This window comes from Methylobacterium sp. J-092 (assembly GCF_022829325.1).
Taxonomy (GTDB): Bacteria; Pseudomonadota; Alphaproteobacteria; order Rhizobiales; family Beijerinckiaceae; genus Methylobacterium.
In genome coordinates this window covers 18,811-39,600 of record NZ_JAKSXU010000111.1, presented here as the reverse complement: position 1 = coordinate 39,600, position 20,790 = coordinate 18,811, and the positions used below count along the sequence as shown (strand labels likewise).

At 71.6% G+C, this 20,790-nt stretch carries 22 protein-coding genes; 11 read left to right on the top strand and 11 right to left on the bottom strand.

Annotation, left to right across the window (positions count from 1 at the left end; translation table 11 throughout):
* Positions 1-20 precede the first annotated feature (20 nt).
* The 3 genes from MKK60_RS12440 to MKK60_RS12430 form a co-directional block, all read right to left on the bottom strand.
* Positions 21-236 (bottom strand): hypothetical protein, encoded by a 216-nt coding sequence (locus MKK60_RS12440; protein WP_147841387.1) that lies wholly within the window; start codon positions 234-236, stop codon positions 21-23.
* 262 nt (positions 237-498) lie between these two features.
* Positions 499-1,227 carry a MarR family winged helix-turn-helix transcriptional regulator gene (locus tag MKK60_RS12435; protein WP_243986164.1) on the bottom strand — a complete coding sequence of 243 codons (729 nt, stop codon included), beginning with the start codon at positions 1,225-1,227 and terminating at the stop codon, positions 499-501.
* A 147-nt stretch (positions 1,228-1,374) separates the two neighbouring features.
* Positions 1,375-1,773 carry a response regulator gene (locus tag MKK60_RS12430; RefSeq protein WP_243986162.1) on the bottom strand — a complete coding sequence of 133 codons (399 nt, stop codon included), beginning with the start codon at positions 1,771-1,773 and terminating at the stop codon, positions 1,375-1,377.
* 170 nt (positions 1,774-1,943) lie between these two features.
* On the opposite strand from MKK60_RS12430, the gene MKK60_RS12425 reads away from it, so the two are divergent.
* Positions 1,944-2,513: a hypothetical protein gene (locus MKK60_RS12425; RefSeq protein ID WP_243986160.1), complete on the top strand. Its 570-nt coding sequence runs from the start codon at positions 1,944-1,946 to the stop codon at positions 2,511-2,513.
* 128 nt (positions 2,514-2,641) lie between these two features.
* Here the strand turns inward: MKK60_RS12425 and MKK60_RS12420 are convergent, their stop codons facing one another.
* Positions 2,642-3,913: an adenosylmethionine--8-amino-7-oxononanoate transaminase gene (locus MKK60_RS12420; protein WP_243986158.1), complete on the bottom strand. Its 1,272-nt coding sequence runs from the start codon at positions 3,911-3,913 to the stop codon at positions 2,642-2,644.
* A 90-nt stretch (positions 3,914-4,003) separates the two neighbouring features.
* Here MKK60_RS12420 and MKK60_RS12415 point away from each other — a divergent pair, with 90 nt between their 5' ends.
* The gene (locus tag MKK60_RS12415; protein WP_243986156.1) at positions 4,004-5,125 is read left to right on the top strand and encodes an aminotransferase class I/II-fold pyridoxal phosphate-dependent enzyme; all 1,122 of its coding nucleotides are present in this window, start codon (positions 4,004-4,006) and stop codon (positions 5,123-5,125) included.
* Positions 5,126-5,131: 6 nt separating this feature from the next.
* Here MKK60_RS12415 and MKK60_RS12410 read toward each other — a convergent pair whose 3' ends face one another.
* From MKK60_RS12410 to purE, 4 genes are all read right to left on the bottom strand, one after another.
* Complete coding sequence (locus MKK60_RS12410) at positions 5,132-5,578, bottom strand: DUF6894 family protein (RefSeq protein WP_243986154.1); 447 nt, start codon at positions 5,576-5,578, stop codon at positions 5,132-5,134.
* A gap of 200 nt (positions 5,579-5,778) precedes the next feature.
* Positions 5,779-6,651 carry a tetratricopeptide repeat protein gene (locus MKK60_RS12405; protein ID WP_243986152.1) on the bottom strand — a complete coding sequence of 291 codons (873 nt, stop codon included), beginning with the start codon at positions 6,649-6,651 and terminating at the stop codon, positions 5,779-5,781.
* A gap of 274 nt (positions 6,652-6,925) precedes the next feature.
* Complete coding sequence (locus MKK60_RS12400; protein ID WP_243935283.1) at positions 6,926-8,026, bottom strand: 5-(carboxyamino)imidazole ribonucleotide synthase; 1,101 nt, start codon at positions 8,024-8,026, stop codon at positions 6,926-6,928.
* Positions 8,023-8,520 (bottom strand): 5-(carboxyamino)imidazole ribonucleotide mutase, encoded by a 498-nt coding sequence (gene purE / locus MKK60_RS12395; RefSeq protein ID WP_243935285.1) that lies wholly within the window; start codon positions 8,518-8,520, stop codon positions 8,023-8,025. Before purE ends, MKK60_RS12400 begins: the two co-directional genes overlap by 4 nt.
* Here purE and MKK60_RS12390 point away from each other — a divergent pair.
* Positions 8,489-8,653 (top strand): hypothetical protein, encoded by a 165-nt coding sequence (locus MKK60_RS12390; protein ID WP_243935604.1) that lies wholly within the window; start codon positions 8,489-8,491, stop codon positions 8,651-8,653. The two genes, purE and MKK60_RS12390, sit on opposite strands and share 32 nt — an antisense overlap.
* Here MKK60_RS12390 and MKK60_RS12385 read toward each other — a convergent pair.
* Entirely contained in the window at positions 8,643-8,861 is a 219-nt protein-coding gene (locus MKK60_RS12385) for a YdcH family protein (protein WP_147725555.1), read from the bottom strand. The two genes, MKK60_RS12390 and MKK60_RS12385, sit on opposite strands and share 11 nt — an antisense overlap.
* Positions 8,862-9,018: 157 nt before the next feature.
* Between MKK60_RS12385 and MKK60_RS12380 the strand changes: the two genes are divergently transcribed.
* From MKK60_RS12380 to MKK60_RS12345, 8 genes are all read left to right on the top strand, one after another.
* Entirely contained in the window at positions 9,019-9,201 is a 183-nt protein-coding gene (locus tag MKK60_RS12380) for a YdcH family protein (RefSeq protein WP_147725554.1), read from the top strand.
* A gap of 151 nt (positions 9,202-9,352) precedes the next feature.
* On the top strand, positions 9,353-11,281 hold the full coding sequence (locus MKK60_RS12375) for a propionyl-CoA synthetase (RefSeq protein ID WP_243986150.1): 1,929 nt from the start codon (positions 9,353-9,355) through the stop codon (positions 11,279-11,281).
* 103 nt (positions 11,282-11,384) lie between these two features.
* Positions 11,385-12,503: an NADH:flavin oxidoreductase/NADH oxidase gene (locus MKK60_RS12370; RefSeq protein ID WP_243986148.1), complete on the top strand. Its 1,119-nt coding sequence runs from the start codon at positions 11,385-11,387 to the stop codon at positions 12,501-12,503.
* Positions 12,504-12,557: 54 nt separating this feature from the next.
* Positions 12,558-13,493, top strand: a complete 936-nt coding sequence (locus MKK60_RS12365; RefSeq protein WP_243986146.1) for a glycosyltransferase family 2 protein — start codon at positions 12,558-12,560, stop codon at positions 13,491-13,493.
* Positions 13,490-14,449 (top strand): glycosyltransferase family 2 protein, encoded by a 960-nt coding sequence (locus MKK60_RS12360; RefSeq protein ID WP_243986144.1) that lies wholly within the window; start codon positions 13,490-13,492, stop codon positions 14,447-14,449. The genes MKK60_RS12365 and MKK60_RS12360 overlap by 4 nt, the downstream gene beginning before the upstream one ends.
* Before the next feature lie 54 nt (positions 14,450-14,503).
* Positions 14,504-15,262 (top strand): glycosyltransferase family 2 protein, encoded by a 759-nt coding sequence (locus tag MKK60_RS12355; protein WP_147858102.1) that lies wholly within the window; start codon positions 14,504-14,506, stop codon positions 15,260-15,262.
* Positions 15,259-15,957 (top strand): TVP38/TMEM64 family protein, encoded by a 699-nt coding sequence (locus MKK60_RS12350; protein WP_243986142.1) that lies wholly within the window; start codon positions 15,259-15,261, stop codon positions 15,955-15,957. The genes MKK60_RS12355 and MKK60_RS12350 overlap by 4 nt, the downstream gene beginning before the upstream one ends.
* Complete coding sequence (locus tag MKK60_RS12345; RefSeq protein ID WP_243986140.1) at positions 15,954-17,399, top strand: DUF2142 domain-containing protein; 1,446 nt, start codon at positions 15,954-15,956, stop codon at positions 17,397-17,399. Before MKK60_RS12350 ends, MKK60_RS12345 begins: the two co-directional genes overlap by 4 nt.
* A gap of 13 nt (positions 17,400-17,412) precedes the next feature.
* On the opposite strand, the gene glgA is transcribed toward MKK60_RS12345, so the two are convergent.
* Positions 17,413-18,948 carry a glycogen synthase GlgA gene (gene glgA / locus MKK60_RS12340; protein WP_243986137.1) on the bottom strand — a complete coding sequence of 512 codons (1,536 nt, stop codon included), beginning with the start codon at positions 18,946-18,948 and terminating at the stop codon, positions 17,413-17,415.
* Positions 18,949-19,125: 177 nt separating this feature from the next.
* Positions 19,126-20,712 (bottom strand): alpha-amylase family glycosyl hydrolase, encoded by a 1,587-nt coding sequence (locus MKK60_RS12335; protein ID WP_243986135.1) that lies wholly within the window; start codon positions 20,710-20,712, stop codon positions 19,126-19,128.
* Between the last annotated feature and the right edge of the window lie 78 nt (positions 20,713-20,790).

Genomic DNA, 20,790 nt, shown 5'->3' with positions numbered 1-20,790 from the left:
TCGCCGTCGCCGGGGCGGACCTAGCTCGCCGGGCCGGACCTGCCCTCGCGGCGGTCCGGCCCGGCGCCGCCGCACAGGTGCCGGGAATCGCCGAGCGTCCGGAAATCCTGCGTGCGCAGGTTGGTCGTCGTGAAGACCTTGCCGCGGTCATCGCCCTTCGGGATCGAGACCGGACAGGTCTTCACAGGATCGCCGACCTTCGCGTCCGCGACCGCCGGGACGAAGACGTAGGACACGCTTCGACGCCGTTTCCAAGCTCGACGCCGGTGCCGTCGTCGGTGGCCTTGCTCTTGGGTCTCACCAGCGGAGCGCCGAAGCGCCTCCCGATCGCGGGAATCACCGTCGTCGCGCAGGCCCCGACCCGCCTCGGCATCGCATCGCCGGCGACGGTGGGTCCGGCAAGGCGTGCGGCGATCACGACGGCGACGGCGAGGGCCGTGGGCGTGCCCGCAGCGTATCGCCCGCGGCCATCGTGTGCAGCGGCTCCGAACGGCCGTGTCAGTGCGCCGGGATCGGGGCGAGCGCGTCGGCTTCGTCCTCGTCGGCCTCGATCTCCGCATCGGCCTCGGTCTCGTGCCCGGTCAGCCCGCCGGCCTCGGCGAGTCCCTTGGCGGCCTTGCGCAGGAGCTTGCGCAGGCGCCGCCGCTCCTTGTTGTCGAGGCCGGCGAGCAGCTCCGCCTCGACCGCGTCCCAGATGCCCTCGATCGCCTCCGCCTTGGCGAGCCCCGCCTCGGTGAGGCGCACGCGCACGATGCGGCCGTCGCCGGCCTCCGCGCGCCGCTCGACGAAGCCGAGGGCGGCGAGCCGCGAGATCGTCTTCGATGCGGTCGGCGGGCGCACGCGCAAGGTCGCGGCGAGGTCGCCCATCGTCATCGTGCCGGAGGCCGCGAGCACCTGCACGACCTGCTCCTGGCCGGCGAACAGGTCGAGCATCGCCAGCCGGTCGCCGATGCGGGCGCGATGCAGGCGCGCCGCCTGGACCAGCGCCCAGCCGACGCTCTTGGCGCCCGGTGGCTTCGATCCGGGCCGCTTCGCGGCCGCCGTTTCGGGGCTCGGAGCCGGGACCTCACCGGGGCGCTCAGCCGAGGCGTCGCGGCCCTTCCGCTTGATCCGCGCCGCGTCGTGAGAGGGCCGCCCGTCCTTCCGGTTCTTCGCTTTGCCGTTCACGGGCAGCCCCGGGTTCTCGATGACCGGCGCGGCTGCCGGGATCTCGTCCGCCGCTGACATCCCATACCCCGCGCTGCACGACCGAACACGTCGAAAATCCGGCCCCGGAAACGGGACCGGCCTCGTTCGCGGCCGGCTGTGCCTCGGGCGTGTGAAGCTGGGATGACGGTCGGGGCGGCGATCCCCTGCTCAGCAGGGCATGAGGCCTCAGCAGGGCATGAGGCGGCGGAGCTGGTCGAGGATGTCCTCGCCGCTGCACGGGCGGGCGATGAAGTGTGCGCCGGCCGGCATCCGGGCCGGGTCGGGCGCGGCGCGGCCGGAGACGATCAGGATCGGCAGCTTCGGCCGCGCCTCGGCGACGGAGCTGGCGAGGTCGAAGCCGTTGGCCCTGCCCGAGAGCTCCACGTCGGTGACGAGGCCGCAGATGTCCGGCCGCGCCTGAAGGATGCTCATCGCCCGCTCGGCCGATGCGCATTGCACCGTCTCGTAGCCGCCACCCTCGAGAACGTCGCCGAGATCCATGATGGTGAGCGCCTCGTCCTCGACGAGGAGGATCACGGGCCGGTCTTCCTGGGGACTCGTCTGCTCGCTCGTCACGATATGCATCTCCAGCGTTTCGGTCCGGGAGCGTCGCCGGGACACGCCCCCCGCCGCACCCTCATCCTGGATGTCCAACGGCAGAGGGGCGTTCCGGTTGCAGCGACGCTGGCCGGTCCTCGAAGCGTCCGTGGCAGGTCGAATGCCACCGACATCGGGCCGGAAAGTCTTTCCCGTGGATGACGGCCGAAGGTCGTCGCTCCGCCCTGCAACGATCCGCCGCCGATCCGGCGATGTCCCCGCTTCGTGCCGGCGACCCGCAGCGCGGCGTTCGGCGACACGGGCGGCTGCGATCTCTATCGCTAGGTAATCATTCCGTGATAATGGAGCGCCTCCGGATCGTCGATCTCGGCGCGGTTCCGGCCCCCGACCGCGACGACGGATCGGAGGATGCCATGCGACGGCGTGACCTCGAGCAACTTCTCCCCCTCGCCATTCTCAGCATTTCCACAGTGCTGGCCGTACGACTCGACTCGCGGCCTGGAGCGCTGGCGACCGCCGCGAGCGCCGCTTGTTCGCCTCTGATGAAATGGTGGCTGGAAACCCGGCGAATGCCATCGGCATTCGATGACGGACGGGCGATCAGGAAGAGGCCTATCATCATCGCAGCGGGTTGGACGCTCCTTGGTACGGCGATCGCCGCGCGGCCGCTCTACGACCTCGTCGCTGCGCTTGATGGTGGAGTCGCGATCGGATCGGCCGTTTGCGTTGTCTGGAGCGGCACGCTGTACTGGATCCTGAGATCGTGACGGTCAGCGCTGTACCGCCCCCCGTGCGTGCCGGCGAGATGCGACATCCGGCGCGGCCTTGAGTGGGTGGGATCCCATTCCTTCGCGAAGCACCGCCCTCCTCGCCGCAGCCCGCGTCATGGTGCCCGTCAAATCGCCCTGTGCGACGCGACCCCCGTGGATACCGAGACGACGGATTCGATCAGGTGGTCGAGGTCGTCCCGGCCGATGGTCAGCGCCGGCGTCAGGTAGACGACGTCGCCGAACGGGCGCACCCAGACGCCGCGCTCCACGAGCCGCGCCTTGAGCGTCGCGAGGTCGGGCGGCTCGGCGAACTGCACCACGCCGATCGCGCCGAGCGTGCGGATGTCGGCGATGCCCGGCCGCCCACGGAGCGGTTCGAACCCCTCCGCGAGGCGCGTGCCGATCGCGTGGGCCTGCTCGAGCCGCGGCTCGCGCGCGAACAGGTCGAGGCTGGCATCGGCCGCCGCGCAGGCGAGCGGGTTCGCCATGAAGGTCGGGCCGTGCATCAGCGCGGCGCCGGGATCGTCCGACCAGAACGCGGAGAACACCTCGCTGGTGGCGATCGTGGCCGCGAGCGCCATCGTGCCGCCGGTCAGCGCCTTCGACAGGCACAGGATGTCGGGCACGATGCCGGCCTGCTCGCAGGCGAACAGCGTGCCGGTGCGGCCGAAGCCGGTGAAGATCTCGTCGACGATCAGCGGCAGGCCGTGGCGGCGGGCGAGGCGCGCGATCGTCGCCAAGACATCGGGCGGATGCATCCGCATGCCGCCCGCACCCTGCACCAGCGGCTCGACGATCACCGCGGCGAGCTCGGTGCGGTGGCGCGCGAGGATGCCGTCGAGGGCGGCCGCCTCCGCCTCGGTCCGCGGCAGGTCAGAGAAGAGCTGGGTCGGCAGGAAGGCGCCGAAGCGGCGGTGCATGCCCTCCTCGGGGTCGCAGACCGACATCGCCCCGACCGTGTCGCCGTGGTAGCCGCCGCGGAACGCGAGGATGCGGGTGCGGCCGGCCTCGCCGCGGTTCAGCCAGAGCTGCACCGCCATCTTCAGGGCGACCTCGACGGCGACCGAGCCGGAATCGGTGAAGAACACGTGGTTCAGGTCGCCGGGCAGCAAGCCGGCGAGCCGGCGCGCCAGACGCTCGGCCGGGGCGTGCGTCAGGCCGCCGAACATCACGTGCGGCATGGTGCCGAGCTGCTTGGAGACCGCCGCGGCGATGTGGGGATGGTTGTAGCCGTGCACCGCCGTCCACCACGAGGCGATGCCGTCGACCAGCGCCCGCCCGTCGGCGAGCACGATGCGCGAGCCGTGCGTGCGCACCGCTTCCAGCGGCGGCGCCGCATGCTTCATCTGCGTGTAGGGGCGCCACAGGGGCGCGGCGCTCGGATCGTCGGTCGGCATCCGCAGATCGATGCGGGCATGCCGCGCGACGGTCAACCGGGCGCGACGCCGGACTTGACTCCGGCCGGCGCCGCGGGGCTTTGAGGCCCGATGTCGAGCCTCGAATCCTTCGCCCGCGACAAGCTTTCCGGCCTGGATGCCGCCGCCCTCCGCCGCCGCCTGGTGCCGACGATCCGCGCCGCCGACGCGATGGCCGAGCGCGGCGCGCGCCGGCTCGTCTCGTTCTCCTGCAACGATTATCTCGGCCTGAGCCACGACCCGCGGGTGATCGCGGCCGCGCAAGCTGCCGTCGCCGCCTACGGCGCCGGCTCCGGCGGGTCGCGGCTGGTGACCGGCAACCATCCGCTGCTGACCGCGCTCGAAGCGCGGCTCGCCGCGCACAAGGGCACCGAGGCGGCGCTGGTGTTCGGCAGCGGCTACCTCGCCAACCTGGGGATCACCCCGGCGCTGGTCGGTGCGGGCGACCTCATCCTCGTCGACGAACTCGCCCATGCCTGCATGTGGGGCGGTGCGCGGATCTCGGGCGCGACGATCCTGACGTTCCGGCACAACGACGTCGCCGACCTCGGCCGCCTGCTTTCGGCGCATCGCGCGCAGCATCGCCGGGCGATGATCCTGACCGAGCGGGTGTTCAGCATGGACGGCGACCGCGCGCCGCTCGGCGACATCCTCGGGCTCGGCGACGCCCACGACGCCTGGACGCTGGTGGACGACGCGCACGGGCTCGGCGTCGTCGAAGGCGGACCGCGGGCGCCGCTGGAGATGGGCACCCTGTCGAAGTCGCTCGGCTCCTACGGCGGTTATCTCTGCGCGTCGCAGGCGGTGATCGACCTGCTCACCAGCCGCGCCCGCAGCTTCGTCTACACCACCGGGCTGCCGCCGGCCTCTGCGGCCGCCGCCCTCGAAGCTCTGGCGATCCTGGAGGCGGAGCCGGAGCGGGGTGCCAAGCCCCTGGCGCTCGCCCGCCGCTTCACCGCGCGGCTCGGATTGCCGGAGGCCGAAAGCGCCGTGGTGCCGGTGATGGTCGGCGAGGCGCAGGCCGCGCTCGCGCGCTCGGCCGCCCTCGAAGCGCAGGGCTTCCTCGTGGTGGCGATCCGGCCGCCGACCGTCCCAGCCGGCACCGCGCGGCTGCGGGTGGCGTTCTCGGCGGCGCACGACGCAGCGCAGGTGGACGCGCTGGCCGACGGCATCGCTGCCCTACGCTCGGCGTGACTTGACCTAAGAGGCGACGGCACCCGATCGCGGCGAGGCGCCCCATGGATCGGCCGCGCCGCTCGCGCGCGACCGGGCGACGATCAGCTGGGACATGCGGATCGTCTGGCTCGGGCGATCGATCGAGTCGGAGACGGCTGCGCGCAGATGCACCGCCCGCACCATCTCGCGGCGCTGCGTGGCCGACGAGACGTGAAGAAGCCGACGCCTGCTTCGGAGACCCTTGCTCAGCATCTCGCGGAACGGGACGTCCATGAGCAGGAGGCCGTCGGCATCCGTGATCTCGAAGGCGTAGGGCATCGGGTCGTGGCCGGACCGTGCCAGCTCCGCCGCCATGTCGAGGATGGCGCGGCAGACCTCGAGATACGCCGCATCGAGGTCGGCGAATTCCAGCCCGATCTCGTCGCGTTCATAACCGCTCGGGCCACGTAGATGACAGTAGAAGTACGGCATCCGACGAAGTGTGACAGGTTTCGAGCGCCGGCGCCATGGGTGTTCCTCGGCCCGATGGCGGCAAAGGTCGTCAGTTTCCTGTCGCTTTCACCCTACGGTCTTGGTTATCTCGGTTGTTCGCGCGGTGGTGGTCATCGCGATCCGAAACGAAGAACGCCGCGCTCTCGCGCGGCGTTCTTCGTTCGAGCAAACCCAGGGCTTCAGTTGAACAGCGAGCCGACGCCGCCCTGCACCCGGCCGAGGCCCTGGCGGGCGATCGGGTTGCTCGGGTCGATGGTGGAGGCGCGCTGGTAGTTCTCCATCGCTTCCTTCTTGCGGTTCGACTTCTCGTAGGCGAGGCCGCGATAGGCCCAGGAGGTCGCGTCCTTGTTGTTCACGTTGAGGGCCGCGTTGTAGTCCTCGATCGCCTTGTCGTACTGGTTCGTGGCGATCAGGCTCTGGCCGCGGGCCGCGTAGGGCGCGCTGACGAAGGGATTGCGGTCGATCGCGGCGTCGAAGTCGCCGATGGCGGCGGTGTTCTGGCCCTGCTTCTGCCGGACCAGGCCGCGGGCATGATACGCCTCGGCCGATTCGGGCATCAGGCGGATCGCCACGTTGAGGTCGCTCATCGCGCCGTCGAGGTCGCCCTGCGCCCGCAGCACGTTGGCGCGGCCGATATAGGCGGGGCCGTAATTCGGGTCGGAGGCGATCGCCTTGGTGAAGTCCTGCAGCGCCGCGTCGTTGCGGCCGGTCTGGCGATAGGCCAGCGCGCGGTTGTTGTAGGCCGAGCCGGAATTCGGATCGATCTGCACCGCCTTGGTGAAGTCGCCGATCGCGTCGTTGAACTGGCCCGCGCGGGCATAGGCCGCGCCGCGGGTGTTGTAGGCGGCGGCGTCGTTCGGGTTGCGCTGCACCACCTCGGTCAGCGAGGCGATGTTGACGTCGGTCGCGCCCGTGGTGTCCGCCTCGAGCACCGCGAATTGCCGCGGGCCGGCAGCGCTCCCCACGGTCTCGCAGCCGGCGAGCGCCACGCTCGCGAGCGCAGCGAGGCCGAGCAGGGCCGACCGTTGAAACCGCACGCTGTCTGACGTCATCGCCCCATTCCCCTCGGCACGGTGCTCAAGTCTGCAGCACGCCCGAACCTTGATCCACGCACCCCGAGCGGCGCGGCCGACACGGAACCGGTCCGATCCGGTCGCGTAGGCTCCGGCACGTTCGCGCATCGCGGTGAACGCCCGATTAAGCACGGGCGACGGACCCGTTGATGCGGGCCGATGTGGCGAACATATGGCTCGACTGGAAAAGACCTTGCGATCTTGGGAACAGGGCGCACGCGAAGCATCCGCTGTTGTGCGGATGCATCGGATTTCAGGGCTCGAGGCGGGTGACGTGGCCCATCTTGCGGCCGGGCCGGGCTTCGCCCTTGCCGTAGAGATGCAGATGCGCGCCGGGCTCGGCCAGCAGCGACCGCCAGCCCGAAACCTCGTCTCCGATGAGGTTGCGCATCTCGGCGCGCAGTCCGCCGGGGCGGGACGGATCGCCGAGCGGCCAGCCGCAGACCGCGCGCACGTGCTGGGCGAACTGCGAGGTCGCGGCGCCCTCGATCGTCCAGTGCCCGGAATTGTGCACCCGCGGCGCGATCTCGTTGACGACGAGCCGCTCGCCGCCGTCGGCCTCGCGCACCAGGAACATCTCGACGGCGAGCACCCCGACATAGTCGAGGGCGTCGGCGATCGTCCTGGCGATGGCGAAGGCGGCCTGCGCCGTCTCCGGCGCGATCCCCGGCGCCGGCGCGCGGGTTACGGCCAGGATGTGGTTGCGGTGCTCGTTCTCGCACAGGTCGAAGGCGGCGAAGCTGCCGTCGGCCGAGCGCGCGGCCACCACCGAGACCTCGCGCTCGAACGCGACGAAGCCTTCGAGGATCAGCGCCGCGCCGCCGAACTCGGCGAAGATCGCGTTGCGATCCGATTCGGCCTCCGTCCGGATGATGCGCTGGCCCTTGCCGTCGTAGCCGAAGCGGCGGGTCTTCAGCACCGCCGGGCGGCCGATGGCGTCCAGCGCGCGGGCGAAGTCGTCCGGCGTGTCGACGGCGCGGAACGGCGCCGTCGGGATGCCGAGGCGGTTGATGAAGTCCTTCTCCGACAGCCGGTCCTGCGTCGTCGCCAGCGCCGAGGCGCTCGGGTGGAGCGGCGCGTGCGCCGCCAGCAGGTCGGCGGTCTCGCGCGGGATGTTCTCGAACTCGTAGGTGACCACGTCGACGCTTCGCGCGAACCGCGCCAGCGCCTCGGCGTCGTCGTAGGCCGCGCAGGTGGTCGCGGCCGCGACGTCGAAGGCCGGGCTGTCGGCGTCCGGGCAGTAGACGTGGACCTTGAGGCCGAGATTCGCCGCCGCGAGCGCGATCATGCGGCCGAGTTGGCCGCCCCCGACGATGCCGAGGGTGCTGCCGGGCGCGATTGTCGTCGTGGTCACGGGGTCTCGGTCTCCGGCCGTTCGGCGACGGATGCGGTCTGGGCCGCGCGCCACGCATCGAGGCGGGCGGCGAGGTCGGCATCGGACAGCGCGAGCACGGCGGCCGCCAGGAGCGCGGCGTTGATCGCGCCGGCCCGGCCGATCGCCAGCGTCCCCACCGGAATGCCGGCCGGCATCTGCACGATCGAGAGCAGGCTGTCCTGTCCTGACAGCGCCTTGGATTCGACCGGCACGCCGAAGACCGGAAGGCTCGTCATCGCGGCGGCCATGCCAGGCAGGTGCGCAGCACCGCCGGCGCCCGCGATCACCACCTGGAAGCCGGCCGCCTTCGCGCCCTTGGCGAAGGCCACCAGCCGGTCCGGCGTGCGATGCGCCGAGACGATGCGCGCGTCATGGGCGACGCCGAGCGCGTCGAGCGTTTCGGCGGCGTGCCGCATGGTCGCCCAGTCGGACTGGCTGCCCATGATGATCGCGACCGCAGGCGCCGACACCATCCGCGTCAAACCCATTCTCTGCGCGAAGGAAGCCCGTGAGCCCGAATCCGCCGCTGGCAAGCTCGCCGCTTACAGGCGCGGGCCCGACGCGGCAAGGCGAGGCGCGGCGGCATCCACCGGCATCAGGCGATGATGTCGGGGGTGATCTGGTCCTCGACGAAGGCGATCCGGTCGCGCAGCGTGAGCTTGCGCTTCTTCAGCCGCTGGATCTGCAGCTGATCGCCGGCGACGTTGCGCTCGAGGGCGTCGATCGCGTCGTCGAGGTCGCGGTGCTCCTGCCTCAGCCGCGCCAGCTCGACGTCCAGTTCGGACTGCTCATCCGGGACCAACTCAACCGTCATCGTCGCCTTCGAAACCCGCCGCGTGCCTAGAGCGAGCATGCGTCAGGCACGCCCGAGCGGCAAGCATTCGTGAGGCATAGGCTGAGGATTGCCTTCGACAGCCGGCTCGACATGTGCGAGATTCGACCGGTCGGAACGATGACAGGAGACACGACTCATGTCGCTGCAGACGCATCTGAGCCAGCTCACCCGGAAGCACGAAGCCCTCGAACGGGAAATCCACCAGGCGACGCTGAGGCCGTCCGAGGACGACCTTCGCATCGCGGAGCTGAAGCGGCGAAAGCTTCTCCTGAAGGACGAGATCAACCGGTTGCAGGCCGACGTCGACACGCTGCACTGACGCGCCTGATCCCCAGCACGGCACCGAGGTCCGCCGCGCCGTCCCTGACGGCGCGGCTTTTTTGTGCGGTCCGCCGATCCTGCGGCGAGCGCGAGTCTGCTAGGCTCGCCCCGTAAGGCGCCCCGTGAAGAGGTCGCCCCGAGGAGCCGCCATGCCGACCGACCCCTCCGCCGATGCGCCGTCGCGCTATGCCGACGTGCACGCCGCCGCGATGCGCGATCCCGAGGGGTTCTGGCTCGACACGGCGCGGGCGATCGATTGGGCGACCCGGCCGACGCGGGCCTTCGACGCCGCCTCCGGCCCCTACGGCCGCTGGTTCCCGGACGGATCGCTGAACGCCTGCTGGAACGCGGTCGACCGCCACGTCGCGGCCGGCCGGGCCGACCAGGTCGCGATCCGGTACGATTCGCCGGTGACCGGGACCAAGCGCGCGATCACCTACGCGGAGCTGCTCCGCGAGGTCTCCGCCCTGGCGGCGGTGCTCGGCGACCTTGGAGTGGTGCGCGGCGACCGGGTGATCCTCTACATGCCGATGGTGCCCGAAGCCCTGTTCGGCATGCTGGCCTGCGCCCGGATCGGCGCGGTGCATTCGGTGGTGTTCGGCGGGTTCGCCGCCAACGAGCTCGCCGTCCGGATCGAGGACGCGGCGCCGAAGGTGGTGCTCGCCGCCTCCTGCGGCATCGAGCCGAGCCGGGTGGTCGCCTACAAGCCGCTGCTCGACGCGGCGCTCGCCGCGGCCGAGCACAAGCCCGCCGCCTGCCTGATCCTCCAGCGTCCGCAAGCGGCCGCGAGCCTCGTCGAGGGGCGCGACCGCGACTGGGCCGAGGCGGTCGCCGCGGCCTCGGGACGGTCGACGGACTGCGTCGCGATGGCGGCGACCGACCCGCTCTACGTGCTCTACACCTCCGGCACGACGGGCAAGCCCAAGGGCGTGGTGCGCGACACCGGCGGATACCTCGTGGCGCTGGCCTGGTCGATGCCGAACCTCTACGGCGTCCAGCCCGGCGAGACCTACTTCTGCGCCTCCGACATCGGCTGGGTGGTCGGGCATTCCTACATCGTCTACGCGCCGCTCCTGCACGGCTGCACCACGGTACTCTACGAAGGCAAGCCGGTCGGCACCCCCGATCCCGGCGCGTTCTGGCGGGTCGTCGCCGAGACCGGGACCGTCTGCCTGTTCACCGCGCCGACCGCGCTGCGGGCGATCAAGAAGGAGGACCCGAAGGGCACCCACGTCGCCGGCCACGACCTCTCGCGCTTCCGCACCCTATTCCTGGCCGGCGAGCGCGCCGACCCGGATTCGGTCGCCTGGGCCGAGCGGGTGCTCGACCGGCCCGTCATCGACCACTGGTGGCAGACCGAGACCGGCTGGCCGATCGCCGGCAACCCGGTCGGCCTCGGGATGCTGCCGGTCAAGCACGGCAGCACCTGCGTGCCGATGCCGGGCTACGACGTGCAGGTGCTCGACGAGGGCGGCAAGCCGGTGCCCGCCGGCACGATGGGCACCATCGCGATCCGCCTGCCGCTGCCGCCGGGCTGCCTGCCGACCCTGTGGGGCTCCGACGCCCGGATGCGCACGAGCTACCTCGAGACCTTCCCGGGCTGGTACGACACCTCGGACGCGGGCGTGATCGATGCCGACGGCTACATCACCGTGCTCGGGCGGACCGACGACATTATCAACGTCGCCGGCCACCGCCTCTCCACCGGCGGGATGGAGGCGGTGCTCTCCGCCCACCCCGACGTCGCCGAATGCGCCGTCATCGGCATCCGCGACGCGCTCAAGGGCGAGGCGCCCTGCGGCTTCGTCGTGCTCAAGGCCCAGGTCGCGCGCGATCCGGCGGAGATCGAGCGTGAGCTCGTCGCCAAGGTCCGCGACGAGATCGGGCCCGTGGCCGCGTTCAAGCTGGCGCTGACGGTCCAGCGGCTGCCGAAGACGCGCTCGGGCAAGATCCTGCGCGCCACAATGAAGCGCATCGCCGACCACGAGCCCTGGACCATGCCGGCGACCATCGACGATGCCGGCGTGCTCGACGAGATCGGCGAGAGCCTGAAGGCCCGCGGGATCGGGGAGGGGTGAGCCGCCCCCTGCTACGGCGCAAAGGGCCGGCATGAGGCGGCGAGCTGGCGTCCGTCCCGAGAGTGCGGCACACAGCCGATGCCCCCGCAACCCGGAGTTGCCGATGACCGCCCGCCTGTTCGAACCGCTGACGCTCGACGACCTGACGCTGGAGAACCGCATCCTGATCGCGCCGATGTGCCAGTACTCGGCCCGCGACGGCGAGGCGACCGACTGGCACATGATGCATCTCGGCCAGCTCGCGATGTCGGGCGCCGGGCTGCTGACGCTGGAGGCGACGGCGGTGTCGCCCGAGGCGCGGATCACCGCGTGGGACCTCGGGCTGTACTCCGACGGCTGCGAGCGCGCGCTCGGTCGGGTTCTGGCGGCGATCCGCGAGTACGCGCCGATCCCGGTCTGCATCCAGATCGCCCATGCCGGCCGCAAGGCGTCGAGCCGGGCGCCCTGGGACGGCGGCCAGCAGATCGCGCCGGATCATCCCTACGGCTGGCGCACCGAAGCCCCGTCCGCCCTGGCACACGGCGACGGCGAGATGGCCCCGCACGCCCTCGACGGCGCGGACCTCAAGCGCATCCGCGACGACTTCGTCGCGACCGCCAAGCGCGCGGTGCGCCTCGGGATCGAGGCGTTCGAGCTGCACGGCGCTCACGGCTACCTGCTGCACCAGTTCCTCTCGCCGCTGGCCAACCAGCGCACCGACGCCTACGGCGGCAGCCTCGAGAACCGGATGCGGTTCCCGCTCGAGCTGTTCGAGGCGGTGCGGGCGGTGGTGCCCGCAGGCCACCCGGTGTGGATGCGGGTCTCGGCGACCGACTGGGTCGAGGACGGCTGGGACCTCGAGGAGACCGTGGAGCTCGGCCAGCGCCTGAAGCGCGCCGGCGCCCCCGCGATCCACGTCTCGACCGGCGGCGTCTCGCCGAAGCAGGCGATCAAGCTCGGGCCTGGCTACCAGGTGCCCTATGCCGAGCGGATCAAGGCCGAGACCGGGCTCGCCACCATCGCCGTGGGGCTGATCACCGAAGCGGACCAGGCCGAGGCGATCCTCGCCGAGGGCCGGGCGGACGCGATCTCGCTCGCGCGCGCCCTGCTCTACGATCCGCGCTGGCCCTGGCACGCGGCGGCCGCGCTCGGCGAGACGGTGCGCGCGCCCAAGCAGTACTGGCGCTCGCAGCCCCGCGAGCACAAGGACCTGTTCAAGGATCCGACCTTCGGCCAGCGTTGATCGCACCTATACCTGAGCCTGGGCCCGAGCCTCGGCCCGGGCCTCGCCTCGGGCGTGCGTTTCCGTTATCGGCTCGGGCCGCAGGCCGGCCGCGGCCTGTCCTGGATGTGCGTGATGCTGGCCATCGGCCTGACCCTGTTCCACCCGAGCCGAGACCAGGTCGACGACATCGTCCGACGCTATGCCGGCAGCCTCCATCCGGTCCTCGCCTTCGACAATGGCGGCCTCGGCCCCGTGGATCGGATGAAGCTCGAGGCGGCCGGCGTGCGCTTGCTGTCGGCCGGGAGCAACGTCGGCATCGCGGCCGCCCTCAACGGCGTCGTCGAGGCCGCGACGCGGGTCGGCGCGGACGGCGTCCTCCTGCTCGACCAGGATGCGCAGGTCGGGCCGGAGATGATCGGCGCGCTCGCCGATGCCCGCACGCGGCTCCGTGCGGAGAATCGGCCCTGTGCGGTGATCGGACCGGTGCCGGGCCGTGCAAACGCCGAGGCCAAGCCGCCGCGGTTTCGGCGCCGGCCCGGGCAGGCGGCCGTCGGCACGCTGGTGCCGGTGGAATTCCTTGCGACCTCGGGCTCGCTCGTCGACGTGGCGGCGTTCCGCGCCGTGGGGCCGTTCCGGGCGGACTACTTCATCGACGGGGTCGAGCTCGAATGGTGCTTTCGCGCCTGGGATGCGGGCTACGGCTGCTGGATGGCGCAGGACGCCGCGATCGGCCACCGCGTCGGCGGCGGCACGATCCGCGCGCTCGGCATCGAGACGCCGCGCCAGCCGCTGTTCCGCATGGCGACCTACCTGCGCAACTCCGTCTACGGCTGGCGCCTGCGGCACATCCCGCTGCCGTGGAAGCTGCGCCAGGTCGCCTACCTCCCAATGCAGACGCTCCTGTACTGGCGCGACAGCGGCTACCGCCCGGCGGTGCTGCGGCGGCTGGCCGGGGCGGTGCTCGACGGCTTCCGCGGCCGCCTCGGCCGCCCCTTCGACGCGCCATGACGACGCCCCGCACCGATCGACCGCCCGCGATCGACGTCGTGATCGTCAACTGGAACGGCGGCCCCCTGGTGCGCGCATGCCTCGCCAGCCTGGCCGCCGCCGGCGACGATCCCGCCACGGACGTGGTCGTGGTCGACAACGCCTCGACCGACGGCTCCGCCGACGGCCTGGAGCGGCCGGACCTGCGCCTCATCGTGATCGGGAACGCCGACAATGCCGGGTTCGGGCGCGCCTGCAACCAGGGCGCGGCGGTCGGCCGGGCGCCGGCGATCCTGTTCCTCAACCCCGACACCGAGGTCGGGCCGGATGCGCTGCGTCTGGCGCTGGCGGCGCTCGACGCCGATCCGACGGTCGGCGTCGTCGGCGCACAGCTGGTCGACGAAGCCGGCCGTGTGCAGCGGATGTGCGCAAGGCGCCCGACCGCGGGCAGCCTGATCGGCCAGGAGCTTCATCTCGACCGGGTGATGCCGAGCCGAGTGCCGACGCATTTCATGACGGAATGGGACCATGCCGCGTCCGGTCCGGTCGACCAGGTGATGGGCGCCTTCCTGCTGATCCGCCGGTCGCTGTTCGAACGGCTCGGCGGCTTCGACGAGCGCTTCCACGTCTATTACGAGGATGTCGATCTCTGCGCCCGCGCCTGGGATGCGGGCTTCACGGTGCGCCACGTCGCCGAGGCGACGGTCCGGCACGACGGCCAGGGGACGACCCGGCAGGTGAGGGCGCGGCGCCTGTTCTACATCCAGCGCAGCCGCATCCTCTATGCGGCCAAGCACCAGGGTGCGGCGACCGCCCTCGCGCTGCTGGCGGCGACCTTCGCGGTCCAGATCCCGTTGCGCCTCGCCCTGGCGCTGCGTCGCCGGTCCCTGCGCGAGGCCGGGGAGGTCGTCCACGCGGCGGCGCTGCTCGGCGGCGCCGTTCCCGCCCTTCTTGCGCGGCTGCGCCGCGCCGATTGACCCGACCACAAGCGCGACGGACCGTCCCGAAGCGCGCCGACGTCAGCAGGATCCATGCTTCACGGACAGAAGATCGCCGTCGTCCTCCCGGCCTACAACGCGGCCGCGACCCTTCAGAAGACGTTCGACGACATCCCCAAGGACATCGTCGACGACATCATCCTGATCGACGACGCGAGCCGCGACCGGACCGCCCTTATCGCCGAGGGCCTCGGCATCCACACCATTCGGCACGAGCGCAACCGCGGCTACGGCGGCAACCAGAAGACCTGCTACGAGGCGGCGCTGGCGCGGGGCGCCGACATCGTCGTCATGCTCCACCCCGACTACCAGTACGCGCCGCGCCTGGTCACCGCGATGGCCTCGATGATCGTCTCGGGCGAGTACGATGCGGTCCTCGCCTCCCGCATCCTCGGCAAGGGCGCCCTCGTCGGGGGCATGCCGCGGTACAAGTACGTCGCCAACCGCGTGCTGACGCTGCTGCAGAACCTCCTCATGGGCCAGAAGCTCTCGGAATATCACTCCGGCTACCGCGCCTGGAGCCGCACGGTGATCGAGACGATCCCCCTCGACCGCTGCTCGGAGGACTTCGTGTTCGACAACCAGATGCTCGCCCTGGCGATGCAGGCCGAGTTCCGGATCGGCGAGATCTCCTGCCCGACGCGGTACTTCCCCGAAGCCTCGTCGATCAATTTCCGCCGCAGCGTCGTCTACGGCTTCGGCGTGCTGCGGACGGCCTTCGCCTACCGCCTGCACCGCCTCGGGATCCGCCGGGAACCGCTCTTCGCCCCCACCGGGACGCCGCGGCGATGAACGCCGCACGTACCCGCCTCGTCCTGGCGGGCGGGGTGCTGCTGGCTGCGATCGCGGTCCCGATCGTGCTCGGAGCGGTCTTCCCCGGAACGATCCTCGACCTGCTCAACGCAGCGATGAGCGCCGGTGCGGCCTTCGGCGTGGCCGGATGGGCCTGCCTCGTCCTCGCGCAGACCCTCGTCGCCACCGTCGGGATCCTGCCGGCCTCCCTCATCGGCGTGGCGGCGGGCGCGCTCTATGGGCCCGGCCTCGGTTTCGCCCTCGCGACGGCGGGGACGCTGCTCGGCGCGGGCGCGAGCTTCGCCATCGGCCGGTCGTGGCTCCGCCCGCACCTCGCGGGCTGGGTTTCAGGCGGCCGCCGGCTGGCTGCCATCGACCGGATGATCGTTGCCGACGGTTGGAAGGCGGTCGGCCTGATCCGCCTGTCGCCGATCCTGCCGTTCGCGCCGACGAGCTTCGCCCTGAGCCTCACCACCGTGCACGCGGGCGCCTACGCCATCGGCACGCTCGCAGCCTTGCCCGGCCTCTTCGTCTGCGTCCTCACGGGCGCGGCCGGGCGCAGCGGCGTCCTGGCCGCGACCGGCGGAACGGCATGGCTCTCGCCGATCCTCCTCGGGATCGGGATCGCGGCGAACCTCGGCCTGACGATGAGGCTGCGCAGCGCGCTCGGGCCGTTCGAGGGCGCCGAGCGATGACCCTCGGCTCGGTTTCCGGCCGCGCAGCCGACGACCTCCGTCTCTGGCTCGGTGCGTTCCTGCTCCTGGCGATGCCGCTCTGCCTGGTGCTGGCGCTGGTGATCCCCCTCGGCGAGGTGGCGGACGAGCCCGCCCACCTCATGCGCGCGGCGAGCCTCGTCGACGGGCAGATCGTCGGGCATCGCGAGACCATCGTCGGCCCCGACGGGCGATCCGCGATGGCGGCGGGCGTCCGGGTCGATCCCGTCTGGGAAGAGCTGGCGCGCACCCGCATGCCGCACAACGCCAAGATCGCGGCGCCGCCCGTCGATCCGGCCGTCGGCACCGGGCCCTGGCGCCGGACCGGCGCCTTCGCGCCGCTCTACACGATCGCCACCTATTTCCCCGTCTTCTACCTGCCGTCGGCCGCCGGCCTCGGGATCGGTCATGCCCTCGACCTGTCGGCCCGGGCATCCGCCCGGCTCGGGCGCCTGTTCGACGTGGCAGCCTATGCGCTGATCGGCCTCTGCGCCCTCGCGGTGGCACGCCGCGGCCGGGCCTGGCTGTTCGCCCTCCTCGTGTTGCCGATGACCCTGTCGCTCGCCGCCTCGTTCAACCAGGACGGGCTGATCGTCGCCGTCGCGATCCTGGCCGTCGCGCTGCTCACCCATGAGCCGGACGACCCGCGGGCGCGGCGACGCTTCGCCGGCGCCGCCATCCTGATCGCGCTGATCCTCCTGGCGAAGCCGCCCTACGCTCCGATCGCGCTGATCCTGCTCCTGCCGCTCCCGCGCGGAACCGGGCGCCGGATCGGCGCCGGCCTGCTTTCGCGCCTGGCTGCGGTCGCGGCGGTCGTCCTGCCGGCCGCGCTCTGGACCGCATACGCCACCGCGACGATCGCGACCCCGGTTCCCCGGCCGCCCTACGAGGCCGGCCCACTCTGGCCCGGCGACCGTCCGGCCACCTTCCACGGCACCGACCCGGCGGCGCAGCTTCGGGTGCTGATCGCGGAGCCGATGCGCTTCCTGACCGTGCCGGCGTGCTTCCTGCTGACGGTGAAGCACGCCGCGACGATGACCGAGGGCGTCGTCGGCATCCTGCGCTGGCACGACCGCCACCTTCCGGTGGTGCTGCACGCGCTGTGGATTCTCGCCCTCGCGGCGGCCCTGGCCGGCACCGGGCGAGCCCCCGGAAGCGGCGCCACCCTCGCGCTGCTGGTGCTCGCCGCCGCGCTCGCCTTATGGCTCGTCCTGATCTCGCAGTATCTCAGCTGGACCAATGTCGGCGATCCGCGCATCGACGGGCCCCAGGGACGCTACCTGCTGCCGATCCTGCCGATCTTCGCGCTGGTCCTGAGGCCCGATGCCGAGGCGGGCGTCGCGCCCCCCCGACGCCTCGTCCGCTACGCGGCGGTCGCCGTCGCGGCCCTCGGCCTCGTCGTGGTCCCGATCGTAGCCCTGTGAGCGGCGGCTCGGGTCAGGCCGCGCGCCAGCGCAGGGCGGCGCCGTTGCCGAAGGCGCGGCCGTAGAGGGTGCCGTAATTGGCCGCGGCATCGTCCCAGCCGAAGGTGCGCGACATCGCCGTGCGGCGCATGGCGTTCAGGCGCTTCTTCTGGCCGAAGGTGTCGAGCGCTCGGCGGACGGCCCCGGTGAAGCCCTTCGACGAGGTGTCGGCGAAGGTGAAGCCGGTGACGCCGTCCTCGACCGTGTCGGCGAGGCCGCCCGTGCGGCGCACGATCGGCAGCGAGCCGAAGCGCTGGGCGTACATCTGCGCGAGGCCGCAGGGCTCGAAACGCGACGGCATCAGCAGGAAGTCGCTTCCGGCGAACATCCGCCGCGCGTCGCGCTCCTCGAACCCGACATGGACGCCGACCGAATCGGGGTGCCGCCGGGCGAGGCCGCGCAGCGCATCCTCGAACCGCGCCTCGCCCTGGCCGATGGCCACGAGCTGCCCGCCCTCCGCGACGATGGTCTCGGCCGCCTGGATCGAGAGGTCGATGCCCTTCTGGTGCACGAGCCGCGAGACGATGGCGAAGAGCGGTCCGCGCGAGACCGCGAGCCCGAACTGGCGCCGCACCGATTCCGCGTTGGCGCGCTTGCCCTTCCAGTCGTCGGCCTCGAACCGCGTCGCGAGGTGCGGATCGGTCCGCGGGTCCCAGCTCTCGTCGATGCCGTTGAGGATGCCCGCGAGCCGCCCCTGCGCCGCGCGCGTGCGCAGCAGCCCGTCGAGGCCGCAGCCCGAATCCGGCGTCAGGATCTCGCGGGCGTAGGTCTCGCTCACGGTGGTGACGTGGGTGGCGTAGTACAGGCCGGCCTTGAGGAACGAGAGCTGCCCGTAGAACTCGACGCCGTTCATGTCGAAGGCGTCCTCGGGCATGCCGAGGCGCGCCATCGTCTCGCGCGGGAACAGGCCCTGGTAGGCGAGGTTGTGGATCGTCAGCACGCTCGGCACGCGGATCCGGCGCCAGGCGAGATAGGCCGGGGCGAGGGCCGACTGCCAATCGTTGAGGTGAAGGAGATCGGCCGCCCAGGCCGGGTCGGCGCCCTGCGCGATCTCGGCGGCGGCGAGGCTCAGCCGGGCGAAGCGCAGGTCGTTGTCGGGGAAGTCGCCGTCGGCGTTGCCGTAGGGAGTTCCCTCGCGCTCGTAGAGGCCGGGGCTGAGCAGGACGTAGATGCGTAGTCCGTCGCCGGTCTCGACGAGGCCGAGGTCGCAGGGCGGGACGCCGGCGAAGCCGTCGAGCCGCGCCACGACGGGCATGTTTGGAAACGCGTCGACCACCTGCCGGTAGCCGGGGATCAGGACGCGGACGTCGTAGTGCTTGCGCAGCGCCCGCGGCAGCGCGCCGGCGACCTCGCCGAGACCGCCGGTCTTCACGAAATCGGCCATCTCCGGCGTCGCGTAGAGGATGCGGGGCTGGAGTGCGGTGCGAAGGTCGGGCAGGGCGTGCGACGGCGTCAGGATCGGCCGATCGAGGTTCGCGGCGGCCGGGTGGTACGCGTGGGGCTCGACCATCGATGGGTTTCCGCGCCGTGCGGATCGGTCCTGGCGCACCGTTCCATCCGCAGCCGATCTCGACATTGCCAACGCCCTCGTGCTCCGCCGGGTTTCCGCTGCGACGCACAATCTAGGCCAGGCAGATCGTTAATGCGCGGTTCATCGCATTGCACTGCGGCATTTAGGTTCGTGGTTTCAGCGCTTCTGCAGGATCAGCCCCTCGTCCGGCCCGAGCGCGATGGAAGCGACCGCGCCATCGCCGCCACGATGTCCGCGGGTCGAGAGAAGCACCGTCCAGGTCTCGTCGGCGGGCAGGGCCAGCATGTGCGAGGCGCCGCCGAAGTTCAGCAGGATGCGGAACGCGCCGTCATCGCCGAACCGCTCATAGGCGAACACTTCGGCCGCTTCGGTCGCGATGCCGCGATACGCGCCTACCGAAAGCGCCGCGTGCTCGCGCCGCAGCGCGAGGAGGCGCCGGTACAGGGTGAGGATCGAGGTCGGATCGTCGCGGAGCGCGTCGACGTTCCGGGCCGCCGCATCGCCGGAGAGCGGCAGCCACGGTTCCACCGTCGAGAAGCCGGCATGGACCTCGCCGTCCCACTGCATCGGCGTCCGCTCGGGATCGCGGCCGTGTCCGGGCTCGTTCCGCTCCCACGGATCGCGGACGCGGTCGGCCGGGATCGGCACGTGGGCCAGGCCGATCTCGTCGCCGTAATACAGCGTCGGCGTGCCGCGCAGCGTCAGCAGCAGCATCGCCGCGATCCGCGCTTGGTCCGCCCCGACGCGGGCCGCGATGCGCGGCTGGTCGTGGTTGCCGAGCACCCAGTTCGGCCAGCCGCCGTCGGGCAGCGCGGCTTCGTAGTTCTCAACGAGGTCGGACACCGCCTCCGCGCTCCACGGCGTCTGGATCAGCTGGAAGTTGAACGGCATGTCGGCGCCGGAGAGGTCCAGGCCGTAATAGGCCATCAGCCGCTCCATCGGCAGGTAGATCTCGCCGATCAGCACCCGCTCGCCGTAGGGGCGCAGCACCGCGCGCATCTCGGCGATGACGTCGAGCACCTCGGGGCGGTCGGCGGAGTAGACCTGGGCGAAGCGGTTGATCTCCGGCTGCTCGGGCGAGAAGTCGGGATTGGCCGGATTGTCGCGGAATCCGGCATCCTTCATCAGGTGCCAGATCACGTCGACGCGGAACCCGTCGACGCCGCGCTCGAGCCAGAACCGGAGGGCGTCGTGCATCGCCGCCCGCACCGCCGGGTTGCGCCAGTTCAGGTCGGGCTGCTCCCTCAGGAAGGCGTGGTAGTAGTATTGCCCGGTGGCCGGATCGAGGGTCCAGGCCGGTCCGCCGAAGTTGCTGAGCCAGTTGTTCGGCGGCCCACCATCCGGGGCCGGATCGCGCCAGATGTACCAGTCGCGCCGCGGGTTCGCGCGCGACGCGCGGCTTTCCGCGAACCAGGGATGTGTGATAGCGCTGTGGTTCGGCACGAAGTCGAGAATCACCTTCAGCCGCCGCCGATGCGCTTCCGCGACCAGGGCGTCGAAATCGGCCAGCGTGCCGAACAGCGGGTCGATCCCGCAATAGTCGGCCACATCGTAGCCGTAGTCGGCCATCGGCGACGGGTAGATCGGCGAGATCCAGACCGCGTCGACCCCGAGCCAGGCGAGATGCTCGAGCCGGGCGGTGATGCCGGGCAGGTCGCCGATCCCGTCGCCGTCCGTGTCCTGGAAGGAGCGCGGATAGACTTGGTAGACCGTGCCGCGCTTCCACCAGACCGTGCCGGCCATGAGCGATATCCCCGAAGTTGACTGGCTCGGCTTTAGCGTTTTCGCCGGCGGGAGGCGACGGGGGTACGGTTCACCCGG